The sequence below is a fragment of the Loigolactobacillus rennini DSM 20253 genome (genome assembly GCF_001436505.1).
GTDB lineage: Bacteria > Bacillota > Bacilli > Lactobacillales > Lactobacillaceae > Loigolactobacillus > Loigolactobacillus rennini.
Map to the genome: position 1 here is coordinate 1 of NZ_AYYI01000030.1, position 17326 is coordinate 17326.

20 protein-coding genes are annotated in these 17326 nt (G+C 39.6%); 4 read left to right on the forward strand and 16 right to left on the reverse strand.

Going from position 1 to position 17326, the window contains the following annotated elements; all coding sequences use genetic code 11:
- From FC24_RS04735 to FC24_RS11895, 4 genes are all read left to right on the forward strand, one after another.
- Positions 1 to 461, forward strand: a 461-nt coding sequence (locus FC24_RS04735; protein WP_157059087.1) for an ImmA/IrrE family metallo-endopeptidase, incomplete at its 5' end; no start/stop codon positions are given.
- A 64-nt stretch (positions 462 to 525) separates the two neighbouring features.
- The gene (locus tag FC24_RS04740; RefSeq protein WP_057873736.1) at positions 526 to 891 is read left to right on the forward strand and encodes a hypothetical protein; all 366 of its coding nucleotides are present in this window, start codon (positions 526 to 528) and stop codon (positions 889 to 891) included.
- A gap of 24 nt (positions 892 to 915) precedes the next feature.
- Positions 916 to 1512, forward strand: coding sequence for a hypothetical protein (locus FC24_RS04745; protein WP_057873737.1), 597 nt, complete (start codon positions 916 to 918; stop codon positions 1510 to 1512).
- 186 nt (positions 1513 to 1698) lie between these two features.
- Positions 1699 to 3027: a site-specific integrase gene (locus FC24_RS11895; protein WP_057873738.1), complete on the forward strand. Its 1329-nt coding sequence runs from the start codon at positions 1699 to 1701 to the stop codon at positions 3025 to 3027.
- 103 nt (positions 3028 to 3130) lie between these two features.
- On the opposite strand, the gene sufB is transcribed toward FC24_RS11895, so the two are convergent.
- From sufB to FC24_RS04830, 16 genes are all read right to left on the reverse strand, one after another.
- Positions 3131 to 4573, reverse strand: coding sequence for a Fe-S cluster assembly protein SufB (gene sufB, locus FC24_RS04755; protein ID WP_057873777.1), 1443 nt, complete (start codon positions 4571 to 4573; stop codon positions 3131 to 3133).
- Positions 4574 to 4597: 24 nt separating this feature from the next.
- A complete protein-coding gene (sufU, locus tag FC24_RS04760) occupies positions 4598 to 5086 on the reverse strand; it encodes a Fe-S cluster assembly sulfur transfer protein SufU (protein ID WP_057873739.1) in 489 nt (162 codons plus the stop codon).
- Positions 5073 to 6311 carry a cysteine desulfurase gene (locus FC24_RS04765; protein WP_057873740.1) on the reverse strand — a complete coding sequence of 413 codons (1239 nt, stop codon included), beginning with the start codon at positions 6309 to 6311 and terminating at the stop codon, positions 5073 to 5075. Before FC24_RS04765 ends, sufU begins: the two co-directional genes overlap by 14 nt.
- Positions 6292 to 7599 (reverse strand): Fe-S cluster assembly protein SufD, encoded by a 1308-nt coding sequence (gene sufD / locus FC24_RS04770; RefSeq protein ID WP_057873741.1) that lies wholly within the window; start codon positions 7597 to 7599, stop codon positions 6292 to 6294. The genes FC24_RS04765 and sufD overlap by 20 nt, the downstream gene beginning before the upstream one ends.
- 12 nt (positions 7600 to 7611) lie before the next feature.
- The gene (gene sufC, locus FC24_RS04775) at positions 7612 to 8415 is read right to left on the reverse strand and encodes a Fe-S cluster assembly ATPase SufC (RefSeq protein ID WP_057873742.1); all 804 of its coding nucleotides are present in this window, start codon (positions 8413 to 8415) and stop codon (positions 7612 to 7614) included.
- A gap of 389 nt (positions 8416 to 8804) precedes the next feature.
- Positions 8805 to 9611 carry a MetQ/NlpA family ABC transporter substrate-binding protein gene (locus FC24_RS04780; protein ID WP_057873743.1) on the reverse strand — a complete coding sequence of 269 codons (807 nt, stop codon included), beginning with the start codon at positions 9609 to 9611 and terminating at the stop codon, positions 8805 to 8807.
- Between the two features lie 20 nt (positions 9612 to 9631).
- Positions 9632 to 10330, reverse strand: coding sequence for a methionine ABC transporter permease (locus FC24_RS04785; RefSeq protein ID WP_057873744.1), 699 nt, complete (start codon positions 10328 to 10330; stop codon positions 9632 to 9634).
- The gene (locus FC24_RS04790) at positions 10323 to 11357 is read right to left on the reverse strand and encodes a methionine ABC transporter ATP-binding protein (RefSeq protein WP_057873745.1); all 1035 of its coding nucleotides are present in this window, start codon (positions 11355 to 11357) and stop codon (positions 10323 to 10325) included. The genes FC24_RS04785 and FC24_RS04790 overlap by 8 nt, the downstream gene beginning before the upstream one ends.
- A gap of 340 nt (positions 11358 to 11697) precedes the next feature.
- Positions 11698 to 12903, reverse strand: a complete 1206-nt coding sequence (locus tag FC24_RS04795; protein WP_057873746.1) for an FtsW/RodA/SpoVE family cell cycle protein — start codon at positions 12901 to 12903, stop codon at positions 11698 to 11700.
- Between the two features lie 26 nt (positions 12904 to 12929).
- The gene (locus FC24_RS04800) at positions 12930 to 13148 is read right to left on the reverse strand and encodes a DUF2969 domain-containing protein (RefSeq protein ID WP_057873747.1); all 219 of its coding nucleotides are present in this window, start codon (positions 13146 to 13148) and stop codon (positions 12930 to 12932) included.
- Positions 13111 to 13392, reverse strand: coding sequence for a membrane protein insertion efficiency factor YidD (gene yidD, locus FC24_RS04805; protein ID WP_420805250.1), 282 nt, complete (start codon positions 13390 to 13392; stop codon positions 13111 to 13113). Before yidD ends, FC24_RS04800 begins: the two co-directional genes overlap by 38 nt.
- A gap of 95 nt (positions 13393 to 13487) precedes the next feature.
- The gene (locus FC24_RS04810) at positions 13488 to 13676 is read right to left on the reverse strand and encodes a DNA-directed RNA polymerase subunit beta (protein ID WP_057873749.1); all 189 of its coding nucleotides are present in this window, start codon (positions 13674 to 13676) and stop codon (positions 13488 to 13490) included.
- Between the two features lie 14 nt (positions 13677 to 13690).
- Positions 13691 to 14674 (reverse strand): rod shape-determining protein, encoded by a 984-nt coding sequence (gene mreB, locus FC24_RS04815; RefSeq protein WP_057873750.1) that lies wholly within the window; start codon positions 14672 to 14674, stop codon positions 13691 to 13693.
- A gap of 321 nt (positions 14675 to 14995) precedes the next feature.
- Positions 14996 to 16357, reverse strand: coding sequence for a UDP-N-acetylglucosamine 1-carboxyvinyltransferase (murA, locus tag FC24_RS04820; RefSeq protein WP_057873751.1), 1362 nt, complete (start codon positions 16355 to 16357; stop codon positions 14996 to 14998).
- A 29-nt stretch (positions 16358 to 16386) separates the two neighbouring features.
- Positions 16387 to 16620, reverse strand: coding sequence for a DUF1146 family protein (locus tag FC24_RS04825; RefSeq protein ID WP_057873752.1), 234 nt, complete (start codon positions 16618 to 16620; stop codon positions 16387 to 16389).
- 274 nt (positions 16621 to 16894) lie between these two features.
- Complete coding sequence (locus FC24_RS04830; RefSeq protein WP_057873753.1) at positions 16895 to 17320, reverse strand: F0F1 ATP synthase subunit epsilon; 426 nt, start codon at positions 17318 to 17320, stop codon at positions 16895 to 16897.
- Positions 17321 to 17326: the final 6 nt, after the last annotated feature.

The following is a 17326-nucleotide window of genomic DNA, read 5'->3' on the forward strand; positions in this document are numbered from 1 at the left end:
GATACATATTATATGTACGAAGGCATTTCATTTACACAAGATTCTTGACGCTACCTGAAATTATTACTTACTTACTAAATTTAGCCCTAGCAAATCATATTAATATCGAAGCTACTCGTGCATTGTCATCCGAAACGCCTTCGTTAGTGATTGCTGATCAACACAAAATCATTATCAATCTAAACTGGCACAACCAAAAGGAATTGCCGTTCCAGATTGCCCATGAAATCAGTCACTTACTCAATCATGACGACGGCGTGCTCTATTACACAGCTTTTTCCTTCAAGTCAAAAATTGAAGCCGCTGCCAATTCGACGGCAATTGAACTATTAGCTGAATATTACTGCGATAATTTTATTGTCAACGACATTAATCCGGTTGAATTTATGGAGGTGTTTGGCATCCCGCAAAATCTCGAACATCAGGTAACTAATAAATTAGCTATAATTTTTAGTGAATAGGCGTCTATAAAATTTGTCCAAACACTGAAGACGTTAAAAGCTGAATTTTTAAGGAGGTAGTTTTTTGAAAACTACAAAGTTAGTGGCTGGAATTATGATGATCATTCTGGCAGTATTTATTTTCTTTCAGTCAGCAGTTGCAGGTATGGGAAACGCACTTGCTAATAATAACGAATCTGGTGGTAGCGCCGGCGTTATCGCTGCAATTGGTTATTTAATAGCTGGCATTGTTTACATTGTTGTCCATAAATCCAATAAACTTAGTGGCGACATAGTCAACTTAATTATTCTTCTACTGGTTTGGCTTATGGGCATTAGTGGCGCTGGTAGTTACGGTGACTTAACTGTCTGGGCGTGGTTAGCATTTATTATTGGTGTTGGCTTCTTTGTTTGGCATTATCTAATTAATCGTAAAAACAAGAAAAATTAATGCATTATCATCTGGGAGGAACTTATGAAGAAGTTTATTAATCTGGGTGTTATCACTTTAGCCGCACTAACTCTCAGTGCTTGCGGAAACAATAATTCTGCTAAAAAGGATAGCTCATCCAGTAAGGCAAAATCTGAGAGTGTCGCTAAAAAGAATAGTGAATCTAAAGCTAAAAAGGAATCTTTGGCCAAAGAAAAGTCTGAATCTAAGACTAAAGAAAGCAGCAAGGCTAAGGAAAAATCTAAATCTGAGAGTAAAGCAAAGGCACAGAGCGAATCTGAAGCACAAGCAGCCAGCGAAAGCCAAGCTGCTGCACAATCATCGCAACAAGCTCAGCAAGCTGCTGAAAGTTCGCAAGCTGCGGTGCAATCATCCCAAGCAGCCGCACAGCAGCAGGCGCAACAGCAAAATACTAATGCAAGCGCCGTAAATAACGAAGCTGAAGCAATAGCGCTGGCACAGTCCACCTACGGCAACAACAACGGCGATTGGACATGGTCTTGCTTATTTTCAGAAAATGGATCTTATTTTGTCAAAGCAATCTCAAAAAGCGCAAATACCATGACAGGCACGGCTATGAGCGTGATGGTCCATTCAGATGGCAGCATGGAACAGCAATAATTTAAAACATACTTAGAGTTTAACCAATAAAAATAGCACATCCCTCACCGACCAAAGCTACGGATGTGCTAACTAAATAACCATCTTTACATGGTCATTTTACATACACGATTATAACAATTTAAGGAGGTGGTGCCTAGCCTACTTTCGAAATTCGGTGTGCTCCGATACGAAAGGAAAATGAAAATGGCAAACTATAGAAAATATAAGAAAAAGAATGGACAAATAGCTTGGCAATTTCAGGCTTATCTCGGAGTCGATCCAGTAACTGAAAAAAGAGTGAAAACTACTAGACGTGGTTTTACTACTAAAAAAGAAGCACAACGTGAGCTACGCAAACTATTACACAACATTGATGAAAATGGGCTAAAATCTAAGAAAAAAATCGTAACTTTTCAACAACTTTATACAGATTGGTTAGCCCAATATCGCTTATCTGTAAAGCCTTCAACTGTAGCACTAACCATTCGTTGGGCTAGCAATCAGATTTTGCCGAAATTTGGTAAATTAAGGCTGGATAAAATTACAGTTAACTATTGTCAAAAAGTTGTACGCGAGTGGTACCAGCAATACCGCCAATACGCCTTTTTAAAGAAAGAAGTCCAAAAAATTTTACGCTATGCAGTTTCTCAAGAATTAATTCCCAGTAATCCAATGCAAAAAATTATTATGCCGCGACCTAAAGAGCCACAACATAGAATCAATTATTATTCAAGAGAAGAATTAGAAGATTTTTTAAATTGGACAAAGCAATATCCTACACGCTCCCCAGGAAAGTTATATACGTTTTTCCGCTTGCTCGGCTTTACCGGAATGCGAAAATCTGAGGCTCTTGCTCTACAATGGCGGGATATTGACTTTAAAAACAAAACTATCAGTATTGGTAAGACAATCGCTCAGGACGAGTTTTATAAAGTTGTTGTGCAACCGCCGAAAACTGAAAACTCCGTGCGGACTATCGATCTCGACGGTAAAACTATGAATACTTTAAAGCAGTGGCTGATGTCACAACGTAAGGTTAACACCATCCTTGGCAATATTAGCGATGGATCCGAACAGTATTTATTTACCAATCTAAAAAACGAGCTTTATTACCCGCAAGTTGTAAACGAGTGGCTCAATCAGATTTACGATATGATTGATGCTGAATATGCTAAACGTGCAAAGGCAGCAAACACGCGCCTAGCTAAAGTTACAAAATTAATAGATGATAAAAGCCTAGATACAATAGCCAAGCGAAAATTGCAGACTGAAGCAACTGATCTGCAAAAACAGCTAAAAAAATATCAGCAAAAATATCATCGATTAACTCCTCATGGGTTTCGCCACACACAAGCAAGCTTACTTTTTGAAGCAGCCCGTAGCCAAAATATAGCTGGTGAATCAATTTTAAAAGATGTTATGTATCGGTTAGGACACAAAGATATTAAAACAACCATGAATATCTATACTCATGTTACTCAAGACTCTACGGCAGCTACTGGTCAAATGTTTGCAACATACATGAATTTTTAGATTCAAAACCAATGGCATTCAATATGGCATTCAAAAGTTTTTGACAAAAAAATAAAGCAGCTAAATCCCCTGATATCAAGGAGTTTAGCTGCTTGTTTAGAAGTTACCCTACGGTCCCTTCCATCTCGTAGCCTATGAGTCGATTTAATTCAACTGCATATTCCATCGGTAGTTCTTTAGTAAACGGTTCAACAAAGCCCATGATGATCATTTCAGTGGCCTTAGCTTCTGAAATACCGCGGCTCATCAAGTAATACAATTGTGCTTCTGAAATCTTCGATACTTTAGCTTCATGTTCCATTGAAACATTACCGTTTAAAATTTCGTTGTAAGGCACGGTATCTGAGCTCGATTTTTCATCCATAATGATGGTGTCACATTCAATGTGGGCCTTCGAACCATCAGAATGGCGGCCAAAGCGGACAGTCCCGCGATAGTCAACCGCCCCACCATCTTTTGAAATGGATTTAGAAACAATGGATGATGACGTGTTTTTGGCATTGTGAATCATCCGCGCTCCGGCATCTTGGTCGACATTATTACCGGCAACAGCAATTGACAGCATTGTGCCTGTTGACCCTTCACCGTCTAGATAAACGCTTGGATATTTCATTGTAATCTTAGAACCTAAATTACCGTCAACCCATTCAACCGTTGCATCGTCCATAGCTTGAGCACGTTTAGTTTCCAAACTATAAACGTTATTAGACCAGTTTTGAATCGTGGTATAACGAACGTAAGCATCTTTTTGCGCAAAGACTTCAACAACGGCTGCATGCAAACTATCAGAAGAATAGTTAGGTGCGGTACAGCCTTCAACATATTGAATGCTGGCACCTTCGTCAACAATGATTAATGTCCGTTCAAACTGACCAGAATTTTCAGCATTTAACCGGAAGTAAGATTGAATTGGAATGTCAGTTTTAACACCTTTTGGCACATAGATAAAGGAACCACCTGACCAGACGGCAGAATTTAGCGCTGCAAATTTATTGTCACCTGGTTTAACCAATTTAGAGAACCACTTACGGAATAATTCTGGATATTCTTTTAAAGCCGTATCAGTATCAGTGAAAATAATTCCCAGCTTATTAAACTCATCCCGCATATTGTGGTAAACCACTTCAGATTCATATTGAGCTGAGGATCCAGCTAAATATTTACGTTCAGCTTCTGGAACACCCAAGCGATCAAATGTTTCTTTAATTTCATCCGGAACATCTTCCCAATCCCGGTATTTTTTATCTGTTGCTTTTTGGTAATACAACATATTATCCAAATCTAAATCAGATAAATCCGGTCCAAATTTTGGCATTGGCATTTTTTTATAAAGTTTGTAAGCCTTTAAACGAAAATCTAACATCCATTTAGGCTCACCTTTTTCTTTAGAAATTGCCCGCACAACATCCTCAGTTAAACCGTGTCCCGTTGAGAATACTGGCTTAACATCATCATGGAAACCAAAATCATAATCTTTATCTAGGCCTAATTCATCGACACTGCTAGCAATTGATACATTATTTTTAGTATTTTCAGTTTCTGGCATTGGCATAAGCGTTCCTCCTTTTCTTTATTCACTATCGCGATCTTGATGCTGACTCAACAAATGGGCCTGGCCTTTACCATCACCATTTGTCAACGCATTATTCAAGGCTTTCCAAGCTAAAGTTGCGCATTTAATCCGTGCAGGAAACTTTGCCACACCATTTAGAATTGCCGCATCACCTAAAATTGTTGTATCTAACTTGGGTTGATCACCAATGATCATTTCTGAAAAAACTTGAACCATTTCTTCAGCTTCCGCCGGTGTTTTTCCTAATACGGCATCCGTCATCATACTCGCTGATGCTTGACTAATTGTACAACCATCACCTGAAAAGGCAATATCACTAATTTTATTATCAGCTAAAGCAACTTCAACTTGCAAAACATCACCACAAGTTGGATTACGTAATTCAATTTGATTAGTGGCCTGTTGCAAATGACCATGGTGGTGCGGATGAGCAGAATGGTCTAAAATTACCTGCCGGTATAAATTATCTAATTTAGACAGTGCCATTTTTAAAGAACTCCTTTGTTGCGATAATGGCAGCCACTAAGCGGTCTGCATCTGCTTTAGTATTGTAAAGGTAGAAACTAGCCCGGGCAGTCGCCGGCACATTCAAATATTTCATTAGCGGTTGCGCGCAATGATGCCCCGCACGCACAGCGACACCTTCCATGTCTAGCCCAGTTGCCAAGTCATGAGGGTGTAAATCATCTAAATTAAAAGCAATGACACCAGTATGCTTTGCTGGATCATGCGGACCATAAACCGTCAACCCATCAATTGCCAGTAATTTAGGCAACACATAATTGACCAGTCGTTGTTCATGCTCATGAATTGCTGCCATACCAAACTGGTTCAAATAATCAATTGCAGCACCTAAACCAATTGCACCAGCTATATTAGGTGTCCCTGCTTCAAACTTCCAAGGCAACTCCGTCCACGAACTGTCAAACAAATTCACAAAATCAATCATTTCCCCGCCATATTCAATCGGTGGCATTTCAGTTAAAATTGCTTCTTTAGCGTATAAAACACCAATTCCAGTAGGGCCCAGCATTTTATGTCCAGAAAAAGCCAGAAAGTCACAATCTAACTGTTGAACGTCCACTGGCATGTGTGGTAAGGATTGTGCACCATCGACTATCATGACAGCACCATTTTGATGTGCAAGTTTTGCTAAAGCTTTAACCGGATTAACAACTCCGAGCACATTAGAGACTTGTGCAATAGCCACAATTTTTGTTTTCGCAGTAATCTGCTGTTTAGCATCGTTCATATCTAATGTACCGTCAGCTGCCATTTTAATGTACTTAAGCGTGGCATGTTTGCGCAATGCCAATTGTTGCCAAGGCACCAAATTGCTGTGATGCTCCATGTATGAAATAACAATTTCATCGCCAGCTTGAATGGTTGCTTCACCATAGCTTGCTGCGATCCAATTTAAGCTCGTGGTGGTTCCCCGAGTAAACAAAATTTCCTTAGTTGAACGGGCATTGATAAACGCACGCACTTTTTCACGTGCAGCTTCAAATTTTTCCGTTGCCCGTTCAGCCAAAGTATGAACACCCCGGTGAACATTGGCATTATCATGATAATAATAATGTTCCAAAGCTTCAACGACCGCTTTTGGCTTTTGCGTGGTGGCTGCATTATCTAAATAAACTAATGATTCATCATTAACTTGCTGATTTAAAATTGGAAAATCAGCACGAACATCATTCAGACTTTTGCCCATTCTCCAACTTCCTCTCAATCGTCGCCGTTAATTGCTGGCGAACTTCTTTGGCCGGAATTTCTGTTAAAACATTTCCTAAGAAACCACGGATAACTAAGCGTTCTGCCATCTTTTTATCAATTCCCCGGCTCATCAAATAATACATTTGTGATTCGTCCACCCGGCCAACACTAGCCGCATGGCCGGCAGTAACATCATTTTCATCAATTAACAAAATCGGATTGGCATCGCCACGTGCGTGCGTCGACAACATCAGTACCCGACTTTCTTGCTGAGCATCTGATCCTTGCGCACCCTTAACAATGTGACCAACACCGTTAAAGATCAACGCAGAATTTTCAAGGATAACACCATGCTGCAAAATGTGACCAATCGTGTGTTTTCCAATATTTGTCACATGTGTGTTGATCCCTTGTAACTGCTCACCTGTGGTCACGGCAACGACTTTCACTTCAGCATGTGACCCACGGCCAATTAAATCAGTGTTGAAATCAACAATTGCGTGGCCATCATTCATCGCACCGACTGCCCAGTCTACCCGAGCGTCCTCAGCTAGACGTCCTTGCCGACTGACATAGCCAGTTGTATTTTGCGCTAATTGATCCACTGCAGAAAAATGGATGTGACTATTGGCTTTACCAATCACTTCAGCAATTACATTAGCTAAATTAGGTTTATCACCAACAGTAGCGTAATTTTCTGAATAAGTCACTTCACTATTTTCATCGGCTACAACTAAAACATGGTGAACGAAGTCTTGATCACGTGTGCTGTCTTGAATGTAGTAGCTTTGGATGGCATCCTTAATGACCACATTTTTCGGGACATATAAGAATGCACCACCATTGAGGAAAGCCGCATGAAAAGCAGTCAGACGATTAGCATCTGCTTTAACTGCAGTTGTCATAAAGTACCGTTTAACTAACTCTGGATGTTCCCGTACTGCGGTGAAGATGTCAGTAAAGATAACACCTTTAGCCGCTAATTCTGGATCTAATTTGGCCTTAATCACGGTTTGGCCCAGCATGACCAGTACATTTTTAGCATTCGCACGATCTAGCGACAAATCTGCTAATGCTGATGCAGCAGATTCTTGTACGACAGGCTTGGTTGCCGCCGTCAACGGCCATTTTTTATAGCTGATTTTATCAAATTTAGGCAACGCCAATTTCGGATACTGTTCAAGCATTTTTAGGCGTAAATCTCGCAGCCATGCAGGTTCGTCGTGCGCTGCAGAAAAGGCTGATACCGCTGGTTTTAATTCGATTTCTGCCTTTGTTGTCTCCATAATTACGCCTCCTTAAATTTCATCCGTCAATTTAACATCTAACCCTAAATCATTCCGTAAACCAGTATAGCCTTCTGCTTCTAGTTTCTTAGCCAAATCAGGACCACCACTTTCGACGATTTGCCCATCCATCATAATGTGAACAGCATCTGGAATAATGTAGTTCAATAGCCGTTGATAATGCGTGATGATCAAAGAACCGAATTCAGGCCCACGTAATGCATTAACCCCTTTTGAAACGACTTTTAAGGCATCGATATCAAGTCCAGAGTCAATTTCATCTAAGATGGCAAATTTAGGTTGAATCATCATCAACTGTAAGATTTCATTCCGTTTCTTTTCACCACCAGAAAAGCCTTCATTCAAATAACGTTCAACAATATCATCTGACATGTCCAACAAGGCTAAGTTTTTATCCAACAACTTCATAAAGTCCATCACTGGAATTTGATCATTCTCTGGACGCCGTGCATTAATTGCCGCGCGCATAAACTCAACGTTGGTGATACCAGCGATTTCTGCAGGGTACTGCATCGCTAAAAAGAGACCAGCCCGCGCCCGTTCATCAACTGGTAATTTTAAAAGACTCTTACCGTCTAATAGTACATCGCCTTCAGTCACTTTATAAGCCGGATTACCCATAATTGCTTGTGACAATGTGGATTTACCAGTACCGTTTGGCCCCATGACAGCATGGATTTCGCCAGTGTTTATGGTTAAATTAACCCCTTTCAAAATTTCTTTTTGCTGGGGTTGTCCTTTATCTTCTTCGTCCATTACCGCAACATGTAAATTCTTAACTTCTAACTTTGACATATGCTCTCCTCCGTTATCAGGAATGACAAATTTTAGCAGTGAAAACGAATTTTACAAAAAATCGCTTTCACTATCAAACATTATTCATTCTAACTTAATTGAGAATCTTTTTCAATGACTTGTCCCCACTTATTTGAAATATTTTTTGCCTTTAAATCCTGTCATGATTGGATTGACGCTAAATCACGGAATAAATGCCCATTTTTATTAAAGCGCTACCGTGTGATTTTTTGCACATTTAAAATCTAATTATTTTTCATTTAATTACAATTTATTTTCATAAACCCCAAACTAATCAGCATCACTAAAATAGAAATATTTAAAACACTCATTTAACACAAAAAAGGTCAAACAACCCACCGAAAAGTGAATGATTTGACCTTAAAGTTTTATTTAACTGGTAAAACGGCACCTTTAAAATGCCGGCCGATCCATTTTTGCGTCGCTTTTGATCGCAGTGTTTTAACTAACTTTTTAATGGCCGGCTTTTGCCGATCACTTTGCCGGACCTCTAAAATATTGGCATACGGCGACGATTTTTTCTCCAGCGCAATGGCATCCTTTTTTGGATTTAAACCTGCTTGAACTGCAAAATTAGCGTTGATAAAAACAACCGCACCTTCGTTGTTTTTATACAATTCCGGCATTAATTTAGGATCATAATGATACTTAAATTTCAAGTGTTTAGGGTTCTTAGCAATGGCTTTAAAATCAGCCTGATTAAGTTTAGTGCCTTTTTTCAAAGTAATCAATTTAGCATCCTTTAAAAGCTTTAGAACCCGACCATAATCTGGCCGATTATTTGACACCAAGACCGTAGCGCCAGATTTAATCCGACTTAAATGATTGATTGTTTTTGAATAAGCACCGATGGGTTCTAGATGGACCGCCCCCACATCCGCAATTTTATAGCCCTTTTGTTTAATTTCCTGTTGTAAATAGGGTTTGTGTGCAAAATAAGCTACATCTAAATTTTTAGCAACCAATGCCTGATCAATCAAAGCATAATCTTGAAATACTGTAATCTTCAAATTAATTCCTTGTGCTTTTAATTTAGGCTGAACGTGTTTTAAAATAACAGCATGCGGCGATTTAGTGGCACCCACCTTTAAAGTTGCAGCTTTAACCGGTTGTACGCTACCCAAAACTAAGCCACCAAAGATTAAAGCAATCACTCCTAATAAACGCTTTTTCATGTTAGTTCCTCCCCATCAATTTAACTTGCGATTCGTTTGTCTAACCGTTTAACAATAAAATCGCCTAAAGCTTGACAAACAAAAACAATTAACAAAATGATAATCGTAGCCACTAATGTAATGGTATTGTTATTAGCTTGAAAGCCATCTAAATAAGCCAAATTACCTAAACCACCAGCACCAATAACGCCAGCCATTGCAGTGAAACCAATCAATGAAATCCCAGTAACAGTTAAGCCAGAAACTAACGCGGGACTGCTTTCTGGTAATAATACTTTATAAACAATTTGCCACCGTGTGGCTCCCATAGCCAATGCTGCTTCAATTACACCATAATCAATTTCGTGAAAAGCAAGTTCTACCATTCTGGCATAAAATGGTGCCGCTGAAATAATTAGTGCGGGTAAAGCCGCTTTAGGACCAATAATGGTCCCAACCAGGCCTTTTGTCAGTGGTAGTAACAAAACAATTAAAATGATAAATGGAATCGAACGAAAAACATTAACAAAAAGTGCGGTAAGCTTATGCAGCAATCGTGCGCCTAAATGCTGACTAGCACTAGTTTCAAACAAAATTAGCCCTAAAAGAATGCCTAAAATTCCTACTGCAATTAACGAAAAAATCGTCATCCACAATGTTTCGGCTGTTGCTGCCCACATACTAGCCCAATCTACTTGTGTAAAGTGGATATAAGATGAAAATCCTGTTGTCTCATTCATTGCGAATCACCGCCGTTTCAACGCGCATAATGTGTAAATACTCGATCGCCTGCAGCATTTCTTTCTCGTTGCCTAATAATTGTAGATATAATGTACCAATCGCCCCTGATTGTGTTCGGTGAATGTTACCTGCCACAATATTTAAATCTACATTAGGAAACTGCCGTAGCATTTCAGAAATGATGGGTAACTTGGCTTGATTGCCATGAAAAGTTAATTTTGTAATTTTACCTTTAGGTACTTGTTGCAATAACTCCTGCAGCACAACATTAGTTTCCGCAAACTGAGGTGTTTCTTCTTGATTGACAAATTTTTGCGTAATTGACTTTTGCGGGTGCCGGAAAATATCAAAAACACTGCCTGTTTCAACAATTTTGCCACTATCCATCACCGCAACCCGATCACAAATTTTGCGAATAACATGCATTTCATGAGTGATCACCACGATAGTCAGTTTTAGTTTCCGGTTGATTTTTAATAACAAATCCAATACTTCATCCGTGGTTTGCGGATCTAACCCACTAGTCGCTTCATCAGCCAACAGAATTTGCGGTTGATTAGCCAAAGCGCGTGCAATTGCAACACGCTGCTTTTGTCCGCCAGAAAGCTCGCTAGGATACGCATACTGGCGGTTTTCCAAGCCTACCGTCTGCAGCAGTTCGCGGGCGCGCACTTCACGTTGTTGCTTTGGCACCCCTGCAATCTCTAGAGGAAAGGTCACATTTGCTAAAACAGTTCGCGACCATAATAAATTAAAATATTGAAAAATCATACCCATTTTCTGACGCGCACCACGCAATTGTTTTCTAGTTAAATTATTTATTATCTGCTGATTAATCTCAATCTGACCATCGCTAGGTTTTTCCAGGCCATTGAGCATACGGACTAAGGTACTTTTACCTGCTCCTGAATAACCTACAATGCCATAGATTTCACCTGCGTCAATCTTAAGATTAACATTATCTACAGCTACTAAAGGTTTTTGCTTGCCAGGATAAATTTTACTTACGCCTGTCATACTGATCATTTACCATCACCACTCCCATTTAGTCTGCGAATAAAAAAAGCTTTCCGCCCCTGACAAATTATGTCAAGGACGAAAAGCTAATCTTTCCGTGTTACCACCTTTATTTATCGATTAAGATAACCAACCTCAGTGAACTAAATTCACTTAGTCCATACCGGAACTACCCGCGCAAGAGTTTTAATCTAACGTCACTCCAGAACCATTTCGTTAAACCGCAATGCCGCTTTGCACCCAATTCAGCAGCTCGCTGTAATTGCCGCGTCTAACGTCTTTCCTTCATCGTGATAAATTAGCTATCATTATAGTTAGATTATAAAACAATGTCAAGTAGATTAGAAAATTAATTAAATTGCTCATTATCGGCGCTAAACATGTAGCTACGATAATGGAAACGCATGGACATAATCATCCCGATACCGATTAAATTCCCAATCAGAGCAGAACCACCTTGAGAAACAAACGGTAATGGAATCCCAGTTAGCGGTAATAAACCGATGTTCATTCCAATATTTTCAAAAGTGTGGAAGAGAATCATCATGATAACACCAGTAGAAATATAAGCATAAAATTCATTTTTAGTATCAAAAGTCACTCGAATCATTTGGTAAATTAAAAGAAAATACATAAAGATTAATAAAGTCGCGCCAATAAAGCCAAAGTTTTCACCAATTACCGAAAAAATCATGTCAGATTCACGGACTGGTACATAAACTTCAATATTATTAAATCCTTTACCAAAAATTTGCCCAGAGCCAATTGCCTTCATGCTGCGCCAAAGCTGATAACTTGCACTACCAGTATCATTAGAAGGATCCATCCAAGCATCGATCCGAGCAAATTGATAAGCCTTAAAGCCAATATGAGTTAAAAAGTTGCGTCCCCAAGTAGTGGTGACTAACGCTAAAGTAGTCCCACCAATTGCAGTTGCAGCCGCAATTAATGGTCCTAAAATTTTCCAAGTAATGCCAGACACTAAAATAATGCCACCGACAATTGCTAAAAAGACCAACATTGTTCCTAAATCATTTTGAAAATGTAAGGATAGCAAAATCGGCAAGACCCATAGCACTAACTTACCAATTAATAAACCATCAGAACGTACTGTATGTTGTGGATATTGACTATTATGTGTTCGCACTGCCCGAGCTGCCATTAAAATAAACGCTGGCTTCATCACCTCAGATGGCTGAAAAGTCAGTGGTCCCAATGCAAACCAACTCTTTGCACCAGTCTGAATAAAATAAGCACGACTATAGAAAAATAGAATCGCAATCATTAAAAAAATGCCAAAACCATAGGCGTAAGGTGCAATTTTCCATAACTGCTCAGAATCAAATTGCATAACAACCGCAACAATGCCAACCCCGACAATGTACCAGATCACTTGCGTAATTACCATACGGACGATATTCACACTTTTCGTATCGTGACTGGCAGCAACATAGATTGAAGCCAAACCGATTAATGCTAATACCATCACTGGAAAGATAATGCCATAATCAATCCGGGAACTGTCACGTGCTTCACGTGCTGTTTGCCGATTCATCCACTCACCTCTCTCAAAAAATCAGTTTATTTATGCAAATGATATTGCATAATTAATTCATTTAAGCCCTCATCGTACGATTTAGTGTGGTAAGTGGCACCATTTGTCAATTTAACAATAAATTGCGCATCCGCTTCCTGAATACTACCAATTTGACGCTTACCGTCATACACAACATTTACAGTAGCACCAGCTTGCTTTTCTTCTTCAATGTTTAATTTGATTTTGTTGGGCTGTTTGGCCATAATATTTTTCACTCACTTTCATTATCGCAATTTTATCTTGATTTCGCCGTAAGCTAAAGTGCTGCGGCACTGGATCAAAGCCGCCTCGAGCAAACGGCTGACAGCGCAAAATCCGACTTAAACCCATCAGTAAACCAAAAACACCAAAACGCTGCACTGCTATCTGAGTATAATGCGAACAAGTTGGATAATAACGACAATGTTGAGGTAAATGACGAGAAAAACGCTGATACAGCTTAATCATCTGTTGGATTACAAAACGCACTTAACTCTTCCTTTCAGCAAATCCGCATTAACTTCCAATGAAAAAAAGAAGCTAAGCTGGTGCTCAGCTCCTTACTAACGGACAAAATCTAATAAATGTCCCCAAGTGCTGGGTAAAAAGACACGTAGCGGATTTCCACCACCAATACCATAACCAACCATCGCACCAATAATAATTGCCACCGTCATCGCGACTGCAACCAATAAAATGCGAATTAAAATTGGTTTTATAAAAATATCGAAACGTTTGGAATTATTATTCATACGGGTCACCTCAATTACCGTTTCTTTTCAATGTTACCCAATAAGATTCCCGTTCCAATCGCAACTGCGTCTAAAGGCTGTTCGGCTACGATCACAGGTACTTTTAAATTATCCGTAAATAATTGATCGACACCGTGTAGCAACGCACCACCACCGGTTAACATGATACCATGATCAATAATATCAGCTGATAATTCTGGCGGTGTTTGATTTAAAACATCCTTTGCTGCCTGCACGATTACCATCATCGTATCGTGCAAAGCACTTTCAACTTCTTTAGCAGTGATAGTCACTGTCCGTGGTAAACCAGTAACCATGTCTCGGCCGCGAATATCCAAAGATTTACCGGAATCCTGACCATAAACTTCGCCAATTTCTATTTTAATCTTTTCGGCAGTATGCTCACCAACTAGAAGGTTATGCTCCCGCTTAACGAAAGCGGCGATTTCCGCATCCATCTTATCACCAGCTAAACGTAATGATTGACTGGTAACAACATCACCCATGGATAAAACCGCTATATCACTAGTACCACCACCAATATCAATGACCATATTACCTTGTGGTTGAAAGATATCCATGCCAGCACCAACTGCTGCTACTTTTGGTTCTTCTTCTAGATAAACATTGCGGCCACCAGATTTTTCTGCTGCCTCAATAATCGCTTTTTGTTCAATGGAAGTAATATTCGTGGGACAGCAGATCAAAATATTGGGTTTGGATAATAATCCTTTAACATCCAATTTATTAATAAAGTAAGACAGCATGGCTTCAGTAATATCAAAGTCTGCAATCACACCATCCTTTAATGGCCGGATCGCACGGATATTACCCGGTGTCCGTCCAACCATTTTGTATGCCGCTGAACCTACGGCAAGTACCTTCCCACTTTTTGTATCAATTGCAACAACTGAAGGTTCATTAAGCACAATGCCCTTACCTTCAACGTGAATTAAAACGTTAGCAGTGCCAAGGTCAATGCCGATATCTTTCGCCATATTACTATTTCTCCTCTCACATAAATCAAGCTTGTGACTACTTGATTTCGAGCCAGTCCGCTAGCCCAATCAATATTGAATTATAGCATAACTTCTCAGGGAGGAAAACTACATCTCCCGTGGAATTACGAATTTAAAAGTAAAGATTTTACCAAAGTCTATTTATGATTTTAAAATACGCCGCTATTTAACCTGTAACACGTTAAACAACCTTAAACTGCAAACAGCGAATAATCCACAATGTGAATCATTCGCTGCATTAACTGACTTAGCAACCGTCAACCTTAATTAACTAATAATTTCAGATTAGTTTAGAAAACATTACGCCTGCTTAACAGTTACAGTTAAATCTTGGTCTTGTGCTTGTTGATAAGCAAGTTCTTTGTTGAAGGCAGCTTCATTTAAAATCTCTTGGTTAGCCGGTTCAGTAACTCGAACAATTTCAGCACCAAGTGCCCGTAATTTTTGTTGAAAATGATAATAACCACGATCTAAATATTGAAGATTGACAACTCGAGTATAGCCCTTCGCAACTAAACCAGCAATGGCTAAGGCAGCAGCGGCACGTAAATCAGAAGCAGCCACTTCCGCACCATTAAACTTAGTCGGCCCATACAACAGGACAGAACGACCTTCAATTTTATAGTCTGCGTCCATGCGCCGTAATTCTTCCAAATGCATAAATCGATTTTCAAACACTGTCTCTGTCATCAAACTAGTACCAGTTGCAACTAATTGTAAAACAGTCATCTGCGCTTGCATATCTGTCGGAAAACCTGGATGTGGCATGGTTTTCACGCTTACCGGCTTTAGTGCTTGTCGCCGCTTAATTCGTACGCCAGCATCTGTTTCTTTAACCTGAACACCCATTTCTTCTAACTTTGAAATCAATGGTTTGTTGTGTTCCTTAATCGCATCCTTGATTAAAACATCCCCACCGGCAACAGCAGCTGCTACCATAAAGGTTCCTGCTTCAATTCGATCCTGGATAATACTATGACGGCAACCATGTAGTGATTTAACACCTTCAATACGAACAGTATCCGTCCCAGCGCCAACAACTTTAGCACCCATTTTGTTTAAGACATTAGCCAAATCAACAATTTCCGGTTCACGCGCAACGTTTTCGATCACCGTTGTTCCTTCCGCTAAAGTTGCAGCCATCATAATATTTTGCGTCGCACCTACACTAGGAAAATCTAAATAAATATGACTACCCACCAATTTAGGCGCACTTGCTTCGATGTAACCCGCATGTTGTTTAATTGTCGCACCTAAAGCCTCGAATCCCTTTAAATGCAAATCAATGGGCCGCGTTCCAATTGCACAACCACCTGGCATTGCCACTCGTGCGTGGCCTAAACGTGCTAACAATGGTCCTAAAACCACAATTGAAGCCCGCATTTTAGAAACATATTCTAAAGGTGCTTCTGAAGATAATTTTCCAGTTGCATCTAGCACAATGGACTTATGTAACTGGTTAAATTCCAAATTAACCTGTAAAACGTTGAGAACTTCATTCATTGTGAAAACATCAGACAAAATGGGAACGTTGTCTAAAACCATTTGTCCTTTTGAAGCTAAAATACTTGCCGCTAAAATTGGCAAAACCGCATTTTTAGCCCCCTCAATTTCCACCGTTCCATTTAACGTTTGCCCACCGCGCACGATCAATTTTTCCATAAAAGTTTCCCTCCGTCGAACTGGCTAAATTAGCGCAACAAGAAAATCAAGTTACGGGTATTATCAATAAAATTCAAGAAAAAGCTGCTGCATAAATAACCTAAAACCGCAGCTAAGATAATAAACAGTGTTTGTGCTTGCGGAACATGTCCCCGCCTTAATAGTTGATCAAAACGCACGGCTTGCAAGGCCCAAAAAGAAACACCGGTAAAAACAAAGTAACATGCCAACGTAATAAGTGCCTGAATACCGATATTTTGCACAAAAACGGCTCCTTTAATTGATCAATCTAATTCAATCCGCAAAAATGGATGCAAGCCAAAAACAGCATTGCATCCAATAAGTTTTGGTTAATTTTAATTTTAACATAGTCTTGTTAACTTGTCAGTCAATTCACGAACAATCATTCCGACGTTCATCTTTAGGTTGAGTGCTGTGAGAGACCCAGTGTCAGCAAGCGATCGTCTAATAAATAAAAAAGAAGCCAGTTGGAAGGCTGATTACTATCAGTCTTCCAACCGACTTCTTAACGAAAAATTAATGTTTAGCAACCTTAATCCGGTTTAAAGCACGCCGTAGCTTAATTTGTGCACGTGCAAGTTCATCCGCATCATGTTTAGCTTTAGCCGCTTTAATCCGTTTTTCAGCTTTCTGTTCTGCCAATTCTGCCCGTGAAACGTCAATATCGCGTTCACGTTCAGCTGAATCGGCAACAACAGATGCAACATTATCTGATACTTCCATAAAACCACCATTAACGGCGATTGCATCTTCTTTTTCAGGATTATCCGCCCGTTTAACCCGAACTTCATCAATCTGCAAGGGCGCTACAAGCGGCAAATGATTAGCCATAATACCTAATTGGCCATCCAATGCTTTCACGATTAACATGGTTGCTTTATGATCGTAGATAATGCCATCAGGAGTGACAATATTAACTGTCAAAACTGGTTTGTCAGCCATTTGCAC

What these genes read in the sequence shown, in the direction of transcription:
- FC24_RS04745 (WP_057873737.1), top strand. Translation starts at nt 916, where the DNA reads ATGAAGAAGTTTATTAATCTGGGTGTTATCACTTTAGCCGCACTAACT.
- FC24_RS11895 (WP_057873738.1), top strand. Translation starts at nt 1,699, where the DNA reads ATGGCAAACTATAGAAAATATAAGAAAAAGAATGGACAAATAGCTTGG.
- sufB (WP_057873777.1), bottom strand. Translation starts at nt 4,573, where the DNA reads ATGCCAGAAACTGAAAATACTAAAAATAATGTATCAATTGCTAGCAGT.
- sufU (WP_057873739.1), bottom strand. Translation starts at nt 5,086, where the DNA reads ATGGCACTGTCTAAATTAGATAATTTATACCGGCAGGTAATTTTAGAC.
- FC24_RS04765 (WP_057873740.1), bottom strand. Translation starts at nt 6,311, where the DNA reads ATGGGCAAAAGTCTGAATGATGTTCGTGCTGATTTTCCAATTTTAAAT.
- sufD (WP_057873741.1), bottom strand. Translation starts at nt 7,599, where the DNA reads ATGGAGACAACAAAGGCAGAAATCGAATTAAAACCAGCGGTATCAGCC.
- sufC (WP_057873742.1), bottom strand. Translation starts at nt 8,415, where the DNA reads ATGTCAAAGTTAGAAGTTAAGAATTTACATGTTGCGGTAATGGACGAA.
- FC24_RS04780 (WP_057873743.1), bottom strand. Translation starts at nt 9,611, where the DNA reads ATGAAAAAGCGTTTATTAGGAGTGATTGCTTTAATCTTTGGTGGCTTA.
- FC24_RS04785 (WP_057873744.1), bottom strand. Translation starts at nt 10,330, where the DNA reads ATGAATGAGACAACAGGATTTTCATCTTATATCCACTTTACACAAGTA.
- FC24_RS04790 (WP_057873745.1), bottom strand. Translation starts at nt 11,357, where the DNA reads ATGATCAGTATGACAGGCGTAAGTAAAATTTATCCTGGCAAGCAAAAA.
- FC24_RS04795 (WP_057873746.1), bottom strand. Translation starts at nt 12,903, where the DNA reads ATGAATCGGCAAACAGCACGTGAAGCACGTGACAGTTCCCGGATTGAT.
- FC24_RS04800 (WP_057873747.1), bottom strand. Translation starts at nt 13,148, where the DNA reads ATGGCCAAACAGCCCAACAAAATCAAATTAAACATTGAAGAAGAAAAG.
- yidD (WP_420805250.1), bottom strand. Translation starts at nt 13,392, where the DNA reads ATGATTAAGCTGTATCAGCGTTTTTCTCGTCATTTACCTCAACATTGT.
- FC24_RS04810 (WP_057873749.1), bottom strand. Translation starts at nt 13,676, where the DNA reads ATGAATAATAATTCCAAACGTTTCGATATTTTTATAAAACCAATTTTA.
- mreB (WP_057873750.1), bottom strand. Translation starts at nt 14,674, where the DNA reads ATGGCGAAAGATATCGGCATTGACCTTGGCACTGCTAACGTTTTAATT.
- murA (WP_057873751.1), bottom strand. Translation starts at nt 16,357, where the DNA reads ATGGAAAAATTGATCGTGCGCGGTGGGCAAACGTTAAATGGAACGGTG.
- FC24_RS04830 (WP_057873753.1), bottom strand. Translation starts at nt 17,320, where the DNA reads ATGGCTGACAAACCAGTTTTGACAGTTAATATTGTCACTCCTGATGGC.